Source organism: Kitasatospora sp. NPDC051853, assembly GCF_044452665.1.
GTDB lineage: Bacteria > Actinomycetota > Actinomycetes > Streptomycetales > Streptomycetaceae > Kitasatospora.
Genome location: NZ_JBITBY010000003.1, coordinates 497,788 through 510,854, shown reverse-complemented (window position 1 = coordinate 510,854; position 13,067 = coordinate 497,788). Strand labels below are relative to the sequence as shown.

Sequence of the window (13,067 nt, the reverse complement as noted above, 5' to 3'; positions counted from 1 at the left end):
CGGCCAGACGAGCTCCTGCGGGCTGCGACGCCGAGGAACAGGTTTCCTTAACAAATCGACAAAGTGCCAGTACCTGGAGGGGTTTTCGCCCGTTAGCGTGATCCCGGCGCCGCTTCGCATAGTCCGTGGACGGCCGGTTCGTGGGCAGGCGCACCGGCCTTCACCAGCGACTTCCCCCGAACGGCGGTGGCTCGGGGGACCGGTCGTCCCCGCGCGAACCGACACGCGGGGACCGGCACCTCACCACCACGGCGCGCATTCCGGAAAAGGCGCTGCCGCGCATACGACAGTGATTCAAATGACCGCGACGGGGCGGTGGTTCAGCCGCGGCCGTGCGGGGTGAGCCAGAGGTCCTGGTCCGGGCCGACCGCCACGATCCGGGTCGGGTTGATGTTGTCGTGGGTCGCGTAGTAGTGCCGCTTGATGTGGTCGAAGTCCACCGTCTCGCCGAAGCCGGGGGTCTGGAACAGGTCCCGGGCGTAGCCCCAGAGCGCGGGGTACTCGGTCAGCTTCCGGACGTTGCACTTGAAGTGGCCGTGGTAGACCGCGTCGAAGCGCACCAGCGTGGTCCACAGCCGGATGTCCGCCTCGGTGACGGAGTCGCCGACCAGGTAGCGCTGCTCCCGCAGCCGCTCCTCCAGCGCGTCCAGCCGGGCGAAGAGCACCTTCACGGCCTGGTCGTAGAAGGCCTGGGTGGGCGCGAAACCCGCCCGGTACACCTGGGTGTTGACCTCCTCGTACACGATCTCGTTGATTGCGTCGATCTCCGCCCGCAGGTGCTCGGGGTAGAGGTCGGGGGCGCCCTCGCGGTGCCACTCCTTCCACTCCGAGCCCAGGTCCAGGGTGAGGTTGGCGAAGTCGTTGTTCACCAGGTGCCCGGTCCGGGTGTCCACCAGGCCCGGCACGCTCACGCCGCCCGTGTAGTCCGGCTCGGCGGCCAGGTAGGCCTCCCGCAGCGCGTGGATGCCGAGCACCTCGTCGACGCCGCCGGCGTTGCCGTTCTCCTCGGTGAAGACCCAGTGGTACTCGCCCTCGATCATCTCCTGCACCGGGTCGGTGACCGCCAGCGAGATGACGTCCTGAAGGCCCATCAACTCCCGGGTGATGATCACCCGGTGGGCCCACGGGCAGGCCCGGCTGACCACCAGCCGGTACCGGTCCGCCTCGGCCTTGGCGCCGTCCGCGCCGTCCGAGGTGAGCCGGGTGGTGAAGTGCTGCGGGGCCCGGACGTGCTCCTTGGCCTCGGTCTGCTCGCTGCTCATGCCAGTCCCTCCAGGTGTGCGGTCACTCCAGGCCCAGTGCGGCCAACTGCTCTGCGAACGGCACGAGTTCATCCTCGCCGGATGCCGTGCCGGATGACGGGCGGGCGGCGGCCCCGCCCAGCGCGGCGGCCAGTTCGGCCCCGGCCCGGTCGATCCGCCCGGCCAGCTCCTCGGTGCCGCTCTCCACTCCCGCTCCCCAGTCCGAGGAGGCGGCGTACACCGCCGTCGGCAGCACCACGGCGCGCAGGTAGACGAACATCGGGCGCAGCGCGTGCTCCAGCGCCAGCGAGTGCCGGGTGGAGCCGCCGGTGGCGGCCAGCAGCACCGGCTTGCCGGTCAGCGCGGTGTTCTCCAGGACGTCGAAGAAGGACTTGAACAGACCGCTGTACGAGGCGGTGAACACCGGCGTGACGGCGATCAGCCCGTCCGCCGCGGCGACCGCCTCCAGCACCTCCCGCAGCGCGGGCGTGGGGAAGCCGCTGACCAGGTTCTTGGCCACGTCCACGGCCAGCTCGCGCAGCTCCACCACCCGGACCTGAACCGGCGTCAGCCGCGCGGTGGCCTCGGCCAGCCGGTCGGCCAGCAGCCGGGTGGAGGACGGCTCGCTCAGGCCGGCCGTGACGACCACCAGGCGCTTCACCGCGCGGCCCGCCCGGCCGCCGCGACCCGGGCCCCGTGGGTCGGCCCGGCCGGCACGTCCGCCGGGCGGCCGACCGCGAACTCCTTGCGCAGCACCGGGAGCACGTGCTCGCCGAACAGGTCCAGCTGCTCCAGCACGACCTTCAGCGGCATCCCGCCGTTGTCCATCATGAAGAGCTGGCGCTGGTAGTCGCCGAAGTGCTCGCGGAAGGTGAGGGTCTTGTCGATCACCTGCTGCGGGCTGCCCACGGTGAGCGGGGTGGCCTCCAGGTAGTCCTCCAGCACCGCGCCCCGGTAGACGCCGGTGTTGTCGAAGTACGGCCGGTAGTCCCGTACCGCCTCCTGGGAGTTCTTCCCGATGAAGATCTGGCCGCCGAGGCCGACCTGGGCCTGCTCGGGGCGGCCGTGGCCGTAGTGCGCGTAGCGGGTCCGGTACAGCTCGATCAGCTTCCGGAAGTGGTCGGTGGGCCAGAAGATGTGGTTGGCGAAGAAGCCGTCGCCGTAGTAGGCGGCCTGTTCGGCGATCTCGGGGCTGCGGATCGAGCCGTGCCAGACGAAGGGCGGCACGCCGTCCAGCGGGCGGGGCACCGAGGTGAAGCCCTGCAGCGGGGTGCGGAAGCGGCCCTTCCAGTCGACCGACTCCTCGCGCCAGAGCTTGTGCAGCAGCGCGTAGTTCTCGATCGCCAGCGGGATGCCCTGGCGGATGTCCTTGCCGAACCACGGGTAGACCGGGCCGGTGTTGCCACGGCCCATCATCAGGTCCACCCGGCCGTCGGCCAGGTGCTGGAGCACCGCGAAGTCCTCGGCGATCTTCACCGGGTCGTTGGTGGTGATCAGCGTCGTGGAGGTCGAGAGGATGATCCGCTCGGTCTGCGCGGCGATGTACGCCAGCAGCGTGGTCGGCGAGGAGCTGACGAACGGCGGATTGTGGTGCTCGCCGGTGGCGAAGACGTCCAGACCGATCTCCTCGGCCTTGCGGGCGATGGCCACCGTCGCCCTGGCACGCTCCTGCTCGGTCGGCAGGCGCCCGGTGTGCGGATCGGCGGTCAGGTCGCCGACGGTGAACAGACCGAACTGCATGTCTCTCTCCATACCGACAATCGTGGGTGCTCCCGGGAACCCGCGGGAAAGCGTGCCCCGATACTTCGTCAACTGCCGTACGGCCCCGGCCCGGAGAGGATCTCCGGGCCGGGGCCGTGACTCAGCGGATGGCCAGTGCGTCCAGGTAGCCGGCCAGGTTGCGGGCCGTCTCGGCGACGCTGTCGCCGCCGAACTTCTCCAGCACCGTGTCGGCGAGCACCAGGGCCGTCATCGCCTCGGCGACGATGCCCGCCGCCGGGACGGCGCAGACGTCCGAGCGCTGGTGGTGGGCCGGGGTGAACTCGCCGGTGCGGACGTCCACCGTGCGCAGCGCGTGCGGCACGGTGGCGATCGGCTTCATCGCCGCCCGCACCCGCAGCGTCTCGCCGGTGGAGATGCCGCCCTCCACCCCGCCGGCCCGGGCCGAGGCCCGGCGGATGCCGGCCGGGGTGGGCACGATCTCGTCGTGCGCCTGCGAGCCGGGCAGCCGGGCCAGCTCGAAGCCGTCGCCGACCTCGACGCCCTTGATCGCCTGAATGCCCATCAGGGCGGCGGCCAGGCGCGCGTCCAGCCGGCGGTCCCAGTGCACGTGCGAGCCGAGGCCGGCCGGCAGGCCGTACGCCAGCACCTCGACCACGCCGCCCAGGGTGTCGCCGTCCTTGTGCGCCCGGTCGATCTCGTCCACCATCCGGGCCGAGCTCTCCGGGTCCAGGCAGCGCACCGGATCGGCGTCCAGGTACGGCTGGTCCTCCGGCTTGGGGGTCAGCCAGGACGGCGCGGTGGCCCGGCCGAGGCCGACCACGTGCGAGACGATCTCGATCCCGGCGGCCGCCCGCAGGAAGGACTTGGCCACCGCGCCGAGCGCGACCCGGGCCGCGGTCTCCCGTGCCGAGGCCCGCTCCAGCACCGGACGGGCCTCGTCGAAGCCGTACTTCTGCATGCCCGCCAGGTCGGCGTGGCCCGGCCGAGGCCGGGTCAGCGGCTCGTTCCTGGCCAGCCCGGCCAGGATCTCCGGGTCGACCGGGTCGGCGGCCATCACCTGGTCCCACTTGGGCCACTCGGTGTTGCCGACCAGGACGGCCACCGGGCTGCCGATGGACTCGCCGTGCCGGACGCCGCCGAGCAGGCTGACCTGGTCCTGCTCGAACTTCATCCGGGCGCCCCGGCCGTGGCCGAGCCGGCGGCGGGCCAGCTCGTCCGCCACCGCCGGGGTGGTCACCGGCACCCCGGCGGGCAGGCCCTCCAGGGTGGCCAGCAGGGCCGGACCGTGCGACTCGCCCGCGGTCAGCCAGCGCAGCCCGCCCACGGTCACCGGCCCTCGCCGGTGGCCTGACGGCCGATCACCGGCGGCTCGATGACGGTGCCGTCACCGACCCGGGTGCCGTGCAGCCACTGCACCTTGTCGTGGAGCTGCTCCGGGGTGAGCGAGGCGAGCAGTGCGTTGCGGGCCTTGGCGGCCTCGCCGATCGGGTGGTACAGCTGCTTGCCCATCTCACGGGCGACCAGCTGGGTGGCGGCGGTGCGCTCGCGGCGCTCGCCGTTGAACTTCTCGAAGCGCTGCGGGAACTCGCACGCCTCGGTGCCGATCACCTGGCCGAGCACCACCGCGTCCTCGACCGCCTGGCAGGCGCCCTGGGCGGCGTACTGGAGCATCGGGTGCGCGGCGTCGCCGATCAGCACCACCCGGCCGTCGGTCCACTTCTCGACCGGGTCGCGGTCGCAGAGCACCCAGGCCTTCCAGTCCTCGCCGAGCTCCAGCAGCCGGCGCGGGATCTCGCCCAGGTCGGGGAACTCGTTCAGCACGAAGTCCTTCTCGGCCGGGGCGCCGATCACCGCCTCCTGGGCGTTGTCGTCCCGGGTGGCCGCCAGGTTGAAGTACTTGCCGCCGCCGATCGGGTAGTGGACGAAGTGCCACTTGGGGCCGGCCCACAGGGTGACGGTGTTCCAGCGCAGCTCCTCGGGCACCTTCTCCATCGGGATGACGGAGCGGTAGATGGTGTGCCCGGAGACCTTCGGGAAGCCGTCGCCGACCAGCTGCTTGCGGACGAAGGAGTTGATGCCGTCGGCGCCGATCAGCGCCTCGCCGTGCACCTCCTCGCCGGAGGCCAGCACCGCGGTGACGCCCTCGGCGTCCTGACGGTAGCTCAGCAGCTGCGCGTTGGTGCGCAGTTCGATCGCGTCGGAGGCGCGGGCCGCGTCCAGCAGCGGGGCGTAGATGTCGATCCGGTGCACCACCGCGTACGGGTTGCCGAAGCGCTCCCGGTACTCGCCGGTCAGCGGCATGGTGGCGACCAGCTCGGAGGTGGTGCCGTCCATGAAGCGCAGCTCGTCGATGTGGACGGCGCGGGAGCGGACCTCGTCGCCGACGCCCAGCACGTCCAGCGCGTGGAAGGCGTTCGGGCCGAGCTGGATGCCGGCGCCGAGCTCGGTGAAGGTGTCACGGCTCTCCAGCACCACCACCTGGTGGCCCTGGCGGGAGACGCTCAGCGCGGTCGCCAGACCGCCGATGCCGCCGCCGGCTATCAGGATCTTCGCCATCTGGCTGTTCTGCCTTTCGGAGTGGTCGAGTTGGTGGTCCGTCAGCCGTAGGAGCCGTGGTCTAAGCGCCGAACAGCCGGTGGAGCTCCCGGTGGAAGCCGGGGAAGGTGCGGTCAACGCAGGACGGGTGGTCCAGGGTGGTGCCGGGTGCCCGCAGGGCGAGCACCGCGAAGGCCATCGCGATCCGGTGGTCCCGGTGGGTGGCGACGGTGGTGGGGCGGAAGGTGCCGGGGTGGACGGTGATCCAGTCGGCGCCCTCCTCGACCCGGACGCCGCCCGCGCGGAGGTTCTCCGCGACGACGGCGATCCGGTCGGAGTCCTTGAGCCGGGCGTGGCCGATCCCGGTGACGGTCACCGGGCCGTCGGCCAGCGGGGCGATCACGGCCAGCGCCGGGAAGGTGTCGGAGAGGTCGCGCAGGTCGACCTCGAAGCCTCCGGTGAGCCGGCCGGTGCCGGTCACCGTGGTGGCCCGCTCGGTGACCGAGACCTCGGCCCCGGCCCGGGCCAGCACCTCGACGAACCACAGGTCGCCCTGCGGGCTGTCGAAGCCCAGGCCCTCGACGGTGACCGAGCCGCCGGTCGCCGCGGCGGCCGCGAACAGGTAGGCGGCCGCGGTGGCGTCCGGCTCGATCCGCAGCGCGGTGGCGGTGTAACCCCCGGTCCCGGCACGGACGGTGCACTCGGGGCCCGCGCTCACCACGGCCCCGAAGCGGCGCATCAGCGCCATCGTCATCTCCACGTAGGGGCGGCTGACCAGCCTCGGCACCGAGACGGTCAGCGGCGCCCGCATCAGCGGGGCGGAGAGCAGCAGCCCGGTCAGGTACTGGCTGCTGATCGCCGAGTCCAGCCGCAGTTCGCCGCCGCTCAGCCCGGAGGCCTCGATCCGCAGCGGCAGCCCGCCGCCCGGCCCCGGTTCGACCCGGGCGCCGAGCGCGGTCAGCGCCGAGACCAGCGGCCGCAGCGGACGGGCCGTCAGCTGGGCCGAGCCCTCGAAGCGGAACTCGCCGTGCCCGGCCGCGGCCAGCACCGGCAGGAACCGGGCCGCGGTGCCCGCGTCGGCGCACCGGAGCAGGGCCGGTCCGGACGGGGCCCGGCCGAGGCCGTGCACCAGCCAGTCGGCGCCGTCCTGCTCCACCCCGGCCCCGAGCCCGGTCAGCGCGGCCCGGAAGGCGAGCGTGTCGGCGCTCTCCGAGGGGGCGGTCAGCCGGCTGGTGCCGGTGGCCACCGCCGCCAGCAGCAGCGCCCGGTTGGTGATGCTCTTGGAGCCGGGCACCCGGGCGGTCCGCGCGGTGGCGGACCGCGCCGGGGCGGCGGCGGTCAGGGTGGGCGGAGTCATCGGCGGGCCTCCGCGGCCGGGTGGCCGACGGCGGGGTCCGGCGCCGGGCCGGGCGGGGTGCCGTCGGCGGAGGCCGGGGCCTGGGCGGCCCTGGCCTCGGTGAGCCGTGCCAGTACCGACTCCAGGAGTTCGGTCCGGGTCCGGCGCAGCCCGGCCAGGGCCTCCCGCTCCAGCTCGGTGAGCAGCTCGGCGACGTCCAGGCCGAACCACTCCAGGTAGCCCAGCACCCGCTCGGCGTCCGCGTACCCGGCGGCGAACCGCTGGGCCGGGGCCGGCCGGCCGTGGTCCCGGACCGCGGCGAGGGTCGCCTCGGTGACCGCGGTCACCGAGTTGGGCGCGACCAGCTCGTCCACGTACCTGGTCCCCCGCTGCCCGGTGGCGTCCCGCACCTCGGTGCGGGACCAGAGCAGCCGCTGCGGCCGGGCACCGAGCGCGGCCAGCGCCGTCCAGCGCTCCGAGCCGAACTCCCGCTCGTAGCGCCGGTAGGCGAGCCGGGCCAGCGCGGGGCCGGCCTGGCCCCGGAAGGCCTTGGCCTCCTCGGTGCCGACCGCCTCCAGGGCGTGGTCCACCACCGTGTCCAGCAGGCCGACCGGCACGGCCGCCACCGAGTTGATCCGGGAGACGTCCCGGCCCTGCCGCGCGGCCAACTCCAGGCCGGTCACGAAGGCCTCCAGCACCTGGCCGTACCGCTCGGGCGAGAGCACCAGCGAGACGTGCACGCCGATCCCCTCGGCCAGACAGCGGGTGACGGCGGGCAGCGCCTCGGTCGTGGCCGGCAGCTCGACCAGCAGGTTGGGGCGGTCCACCGCCTGGTGCAGGGTCCTGGCCTCGGCCAGCGCGGCGAGCGTGCCGCGGGCGAAGGCCGGGTCGACGGCGGCCGAGACCAGGCCGTCCAGGCCGGCCGTGCACCGGTGGACCGGGTCCATCAGGTCACAGGCCTGGCGCAGGTCACGCACCGTCAGTTCGCGCAGCGCGACCGCCGCGGAGGCACCCCGGGCGGCCAGCTCGGCCAGCTGCTGGTGGTACGCCGGGCCGGCCCCGGGCGTGGCGACCGCCCCGACCACGGACCGGTCCCCGGCCAGGGCGGCCAGGCCGCCGTCGGCCAGCCGGTCCCGGCCGAGGCCGTCCAACCAGAGCGAGACGCCCTCCTCGGAGAGCCGCCGCAGGATGCCCTTCATCAGGCGGTGGCCCCGCCGTCCAGCACCAGGTCGTGGCCGACCACGAAGCTGGACTCGTCGCCGGAGAGCCAGAGCACGGTGTCGGCGATCTCCTCGGTCCGGGCGACCCGGCCGATCGGGACGCCGTTGCGGACCCGCTCGTCCCGCTGCTCCTCGGTCTCGTTGTAGCGGCGGCCCTGGTCGGTGTCGACCGTGCCGGGGCTGATCGCGTTGATCCGGATGCCCTCCTTGATGTACTCGCGGGCGGCGGTCCGGGTCAGGGTGGAGAGCGCGGCCTTGGAGGCGGCGAAGGCGCCGAAGCCGGGGATCCGGCCGTGGATGCCGATGTTGGCCGCGGTGTTCACGATGACGCCGCCGCCGTGCTCGCGCATGTGGGCGATCTCGTGCTTCATCAGCAGCCAGGCGCCGGTCAGGTTGGTGGACAGGATGTCGCCCCAGACCGCCTCGCAGACCTCGGCGAGCGGGCTCGGACGGCCCATCACACCGGCGTTGTTGAAGGCGATGTGCAGGCCGCCGTGGCGCTCCACGGTGGACTGCACCAGCTTGATGACGTCCATGCCGTGCGTGACGTCGGCGCGGATGCAGTCGGCCTTGCCGCCCGCCTCCTCGATCAGGGCCACGGTCTCCCGCAGCTCGCTCGGCTCGCGGCCGGCCACCATCACGGTGGCGCCCTCCCGGGCGAAGGCCAGCGCGGTGGCACGGCCGATGCCGGAACCGCCACCGGTGACCAGGGCGACCTTGCCGTCGAATCGTGCGGTCATCAGGTTCCTCCTGTGGATGTGCAAGTACCGGCCGGTCAGGCGGCGTTGGTCAGCTCGACGGTGCCGACGGTGGCCCGGATCTCGTCGATCGCGGCGCGCAGCGCGTCGGTGAAGTAGGCGTCCGCGGCCTCCAGGAACCTGCTCTCCCGGACGGCGCGTTCGATCCCCTCGGGGGCCAGGTCCACCGAGATGGTCAGTGCCAGCGAGCCGTCCTCGGTGCGGTCGATCCGGTTGCTGATCGCCTGGATCTCAGGGTCGCCGGGCTGCCGGTAGACGATCTCGTCACCGGGCTCGATCTCGATGCGTTGGAACACGGTGCGGCCGTCCCGGACGATGCTCCGGTGGAATCCACCGGGAAAGCGGTCGAGTACGGTGCACTCGGTGATGGCCGGAACGTAGGGAACGGGATTCTCGGCCTTGGCCATCAACTGGTTCCACAGCCCGTGCGCGTCCATCCGTGCAGGCCCGGACTCCGTCCCGGAATTGACCGGTACCGTCCAGGAGATCGTCACCGTCGACATCCGCTGCCCCTTCGCCGGGTAATTCGAACCGTTCTCCTTATCTGAACTCTGCGGCAGGGCCCTGGACTGCGGCAATGAGGGTGCACTGACTTCGTCAGCTGCCCGAAAAGCGGGCAGCGCAGCGGATCGGGGGAATTCCCGATCCGCTGCGCTGCCGGTGGTGACGGGGTGTCAGGCCGCCGCGAGGCCGGCCTTGAGGGCGGTGGCGATCTCCACCGCGCGGCGGGTCTGGTGGCCGATCGCCGCCAGGTTGTCCGCGCCGGGGGTGCCGACCTGGTTGTTCGAGACGTGGCTGGTGCCGTACGGGTTGCCGTTGGTCGGCGCGAACTGCACCTCGTGGGCGTAGCCGGGCGGCACGATGATGGCGCCCCAGTGGTAGAAGGTGTTGTTCAGCGCGAGCAGGGTGCTCTCCTGGCCACCGTGCAGGGTGGAGGTGGAGGTGAAGGAGGAGACCACCTTGTTCACCAGCTTGCCCTGGAACCACAGGCCACCGGCGGTGTCGATGAACTGCTTGAGCTGGGCGGCCGGCAGGCCGAAGCGGGTCGGGGTGCCGAACAGGATCACGTCGGCCCACTCCAGGTCGGCCAGGGCCGCCTCGGGCACGTCCCTGGTGGCCTCGTGGTGGTCGGCCCACTCCTGCTTGGCGGCCACCACGGCGGCCGGGGCCAGCTCGGCGACCTTGCGCAGCCGGACCTCGGCCCCCGCCTTGACGGCGGCCGAGGCGGCCTCCTCGGCCAGCTTGTGGACGTGACCGGTGGACGAGTAGTAGATGATGGCGACGTTGGTCACGGTCGCTGCTCCATTCCCGGAGGATCGTCGTGCGGGCGGCCGGGCCGCCCCCCGTCGCGCACGACTCTCCCGCGCGGGCGCACGGACCGGCAATCGTGGCCGGCCGACTCCATCACCTCGTGGTGACCTGGAACTGACGACGGCTCAGTCCGTCAGTTCCGGCGGGCTCAGTAGATCTCCATCTGCCCCATCATGCCCATCGCACCGTGGTCGAACATGTGGCAGTGGTAGGGGTAGACGCCGCGGTAGCTGTTGAAGGTGACCAGCAGCTTGACCGTCTCCCCCGCCAGCACCTGGACGGTGTCCTTGAGGCCGGCCTCGGCCGGGCCCGGGGCCTGGCCGTTGCGCTCCAGGACGCGGAACTGCACCAGGTGCAGGTGGAAGTTGTGCGGGGCGCGGGTGTTGCTGTTGGTGACGCTCCAGACCTCGGTCGAGCCCCAGGGGATCCGGACGTCGACCCGGGCCGGGTCGTAGGTCTGTCCGTTGATGTACGCCTGCGGGTCGAGCCGGCCGTCCTCGTCCATCCGCAGCTCGAAGCTCCGGTTGACGGTGGCGGTCTGCGGGGCGGGCAGGGTGCTCAGCCGGGCCGGCACGGTGGAGTTGTCGGCGGCGGTCCGCACCACGTCGAAGCGCATGATCTTCCCGACCTGGTCGGCCGGCCCCGGGCCGAGGGCGTTCTGCAGCACCAGCTGGGTGCCGACCGGGTAGCGGGAGAAGTCGATCACGACGTCGGCCCGCTCGCCGGGCGAGAGCGCCAGCACCGGGGTCTCGTTCGGCCTCTCCAGCAGGCCGCCGTCCGTTCCGATCTGGGTGACGGTGCCGCCGTTGGACAGGCTGAGCAGGAGGAAGCGGACGTTGGTCGAGTTGAGGATCCGGAAACGGTACTTGCGGGCCGCCACCTGGTAGTAGGGCCACGGCGAACCGTTGACCGTGATGGTGGTCCGGTTGAGGAAGTCGTCCATGACGTAGACGAGTTGGCCGTTCTCGTCGTACCGGCCGTCCCGGATCACCAGCGGCACGTCGTAGGCGCCGCCGGGCAGGCCGAGCGCCTGCTCGGCGTCGTCGTTGATCACGTAGACCGAGGAGAGGCCGCGGTAGACGTTCTCGGACTCGTGGTGGTGCGCGTGGTCGTGGAACCAGAGGGTCGAGGCCCGCTGGTTGTTCGGGTAGGTGTACACCTTGCTGGCGCCGGGCGCGATGGTGTTCATCGGCGCGCCGTCGCTGTCCACCGGGACCTCGGCGCCGTGCAGGTGGACCGAGACCGGCATGTCCAGCTGGTTGGTCTGACGGATCACCACCCGCTTGCCCCGTCTCGCCTTGATGGTCGGGCCGGGCACCAGGCCGTTGTAGGTGTAGAACTCGGTCTGCTTCCCGGGCACGACCTCCTTCAGCACCTTCTTCATGGTGACCAGGTAGTAGTCGGTGGTCCCGCTGGAGAGCAGCGGCGACAGCACCGGCGGCACCGTGAGCGGGACCGCGAACTGCGGGATCACCGCGGGCGCCCCGATCGCCCCGGCCACCGGCTCGGCGGCCGAGGCGGCCCCCGACCCGAGCACCGGACTGGCCAGCCCGGCCGCTCCGACCACCCCCGTGGTGAGCACGCCGGCCTTCAGGGCGTTCCTACGTGACAGCATCGGTTCCCCGTTCCCGTTGCGTCGACGGCGCGTCGACTACGCTCGGACGATCGTTCGACCGTCTTCACGGGAAGCCTGCGGATTCTTTGCACGACCTATCAAACGCAGGTTCGAGACCATGTCAGCTATCGTTTGACAGGCAAATAGCATGATGGGCATGACAATCAACGGTGCGTGACGGAGTGGCGGCCAAAAGCCGTCAGGTCGTCCTCGAACGTGACTCTGTGTGCATCGGCCCGCCCGTTCCGCCGTACGGCTACCTAAGCTGGGCGGGAACCGGGACAGTGAGTGGAACCTGCCCGTCCGGTAGGCCGTTCCCCCTGGCGAAAGGAGCACGACGATGCGCATCGAACAGCCCCCCGTGCTGGAGAGCAGCACGCCGCCCCGCCAGGCCGCCCGACGAACCGCGGTGCTCGGCTCGCCCGTGGGCCAGTCCATCACCGCGGCGCTGCACCGAGCCGGGCTGACCGCCATGGGTCTGGACTGGTCGTACCAGAACATCGAGTGCGACGAGACCGAACTCCCGGGCGTACTGGCCGGATTGGAGAGCGGCTGGGCCGGCTTCGCACTCGGCATGCCGCTGAAGCGGGCGGTGCTGCCGTTGATCGACGAGGTCTCCGACCTCGGGCTGGACGTCGGCGGGGTGAACACCGTGGTGTTCCGCCGCGGGCGCAGCCACGGGGAGACCACCGACGTCTACGGCATGCTGACCGCGCTGCGCGAGGCCGGGGTCACCTCACCCGGCTCGGCGGTGGTCCTCGGCGGCGGCGCCACGGCCTGCTCCGCGCTCGCCGCCCTGCGTGAACTCGGTGTGCTGGAGCCCTCGGTGGTGGTCCGCGACCGCAGCCGTGCGGCCGAGGCCACCGCCGCCGCCGGCCGACTGGGCATCGCGGTGGACGTCCACACCTTCGGCAACCTGGAGTCCCTGCTGCCCGGCGCCGGCCTGGTGGTCTCCACCCTGCCCGCCGGGGCGGCCGACACCTTCGCCGCCGCCGTGATGCACTCCCGGGCCGCCGTCTTCGACGTGGTCACCTCGGCCTGGCCGACCCGGCTGGTCAAGGCGGCCGGCTTCGCGGGCTCCACGGTCGTGGACGGCGTCTCGTTCGCGGTCCACCAGGCCGCCCGCCAGCTGGAGTTGCTCACCGGCCGGGGCGACGTGCCGATCGCGGCGCTGCGCCGCGCCGCCCAGGAGGAACTGCTCCGCCGCGCCGACTGAGCGGGCTCCGCCCCGTGCACACCGGGACGGCCCGTCGCTCCACGGGCGCCGGGACGGCCCGCCGGCCGGGGCGCCGCCGGTGCACATCCGTGCACCGGCCGCCCCGGCCGTCA

At 72.3% G+C, this 13,067-nt stretch carries 12 protein-coding genes; 1 reads left to right on the top strand and 11 read right to left on the bottom strand.

Features of this window, described 5'->3' with window-relative positions; genetic code table 11:
- Nucleotides 1-320: 320 nt before the first annotated feature.
- From ACIA8O_RS11320 to ACIA8O_RS11270, 11 genes are all read right to left on the bottom strand, one after another.
- Nucleotides 321-1,262, bottom strand: a complete 942-nt coding sequence (locus tag ACIA8O_RS11320) for a glutathione S-transferase family protein (protein ID WP_396293417.1) — start codon at nucleotides 1,260-1,262, stop codon at nucleotides 321-323.
- Nucleotides 1,263-1,284: 22 nt separating this feature from the next.
- Complete coding sequence (locus ACIA8O_RS11315) at nucleotides 1,285-1,902, bottom strand: FMN reductase (protein ID WP_396293416.1); 618 nt, start codon at nucleotides 1,900-1,902, stop codon at nucleotides 1,285-1,287.
- The gene (locus ACIA8O_RS11310; protein WP_396293415.1) at nucleotides 1,899-2,981 is read right to left on the bottom strand and encodes a CE1758 family FMN-dependent luciferase-like monooxygenase; all 1,083 of its coding nucleotides are present in this window, start codon (nucleotides 2,979-2,981) and stop codon (nucleotides 1,899-1,901) included. Before ACIA8O_RS11310 ends, ACIA8O_RS11315 begins: the two co-directional genes overlap by 4 nt.
- Nucleotides 2,982-3,102: 121 nt before the next feature.
- Nucleotides 3,103-4,287, bottom strand: coding sequence for a chorismate synthase (aroC, locus tag ACIA8O_RS11305; RefSeq protein ID WP_396293601.1), 1,185 nt, complete (start codon nucleotides 4,285-4,287; stop codon nucleotides 3,103-3,105).
- A gap of 2 nt (nucleotides 4,288-4,289) precedes the next feature.
- Entirely contained in the window at nucleotides 4,290-5,519 is a 1,230-nt protein-coding gene (locus ACIA8O_RS11300; RefSeq protein WP_396293414.1) for a 3-hydroxybenzoate 6-monooxygenase, read from the bottom strand.
- A 61-nt stretch (nucleotides 5,520-5,580) separates the two neighbouring features.
- A complete protein-coding gene (aroA, locus tag ACIA8O_RS11295) occupies nucleotides 5,581-6,855 on the bottom strand; it encodes a 3-phosphoshikimate 1-carboxyvinyltransferase (protein ID WP_396293413.1) in 1,275 nt (424 codons plus the stop codon).
- Complete coding sequence (locus tag ACIA8O_RS11290; protein WP_396293412.1) at nucleotides 6,852-8,033, bottom strand: transaldolase family protein; 1,182 nt, start codon at nucleotides 8,031-8,033, stop codon at nucleotides 6,852-6,854. Before ACIA8O_RS11290 ends, aroA begins: the two co-directional genes overlap by 4 nt.
- Complete coding sequence (locus ACIA8O_RS11285; protein WP_396293411.1) at nucleotides 8,033-8,794, bottom strand: glucose 1-dehydrogenase; 762 nt, start codon at nucleotides 8,792-8,794, stop codon at nucleotides 8,033-8,035. The genes ACIA8O_RS11290 and ACIA8O_RS11285 overlap by 1 nt, the downstream gene beginning before the upstream one ends.
- 35 nt (nucleotides 8,795-8,829) lie before the next feature.
- Nucleotides 8,830-9,315: an AtaL-like protein gene (locus ACIA8O_RS11280; RefSeq protein WP_396293410.1), complete on the bottom strand. Its 486-nt coding sequence runs from the start codon at nucleotides 9,313-9,315 to the stop codon at nucleotides 8,830-8,832.
- Nucleotides 9,316-9,486: 171 nt separating this feature from the next.
- Nucleotides 9,487-10,104, bottom strand: a complete 618-nt coding sequence (gene wrbA / locus ACIA8O_RS11275; protein ID WP_396293409.1) for an NAD(P)H:quinone oxidoreductase — start codon at nucleotides 10,102-10,104, stop codon at nucleotides 9,487-9,489.
- A 167-nt stretch (nucleotides 10,105-10,271) separates the two neighbouring features.
- Nucleotides 10,272-11,738, bottom strand: coding sequence for a multicopper oxidase family protein (locus tag ACIA8O_RS11270; protein WP_396293408.1), 1,467 nt, complete (start codon nucleotides 11,736-11,738; stop codon nucleotides 10,272-10,274).
- Nucleotides 11,739-12,078: 340 nt separating this feature from the next.
- Between ACIA8O_RS11270 and ACIA8O_RS11265 the strand changes: the two genes are divergently transcribed.
- Entirely contained in the window at nucleotides 12,079-12,954 is an 876-nt protein-coding gene (locus ACIA8O_RS11265) for a shikimate dehydrogenase (protein ID WP_396293407.1), read from the top strand.
- Nucleotides 12,955-13,067: the final 113 nt, after the last annotated feature.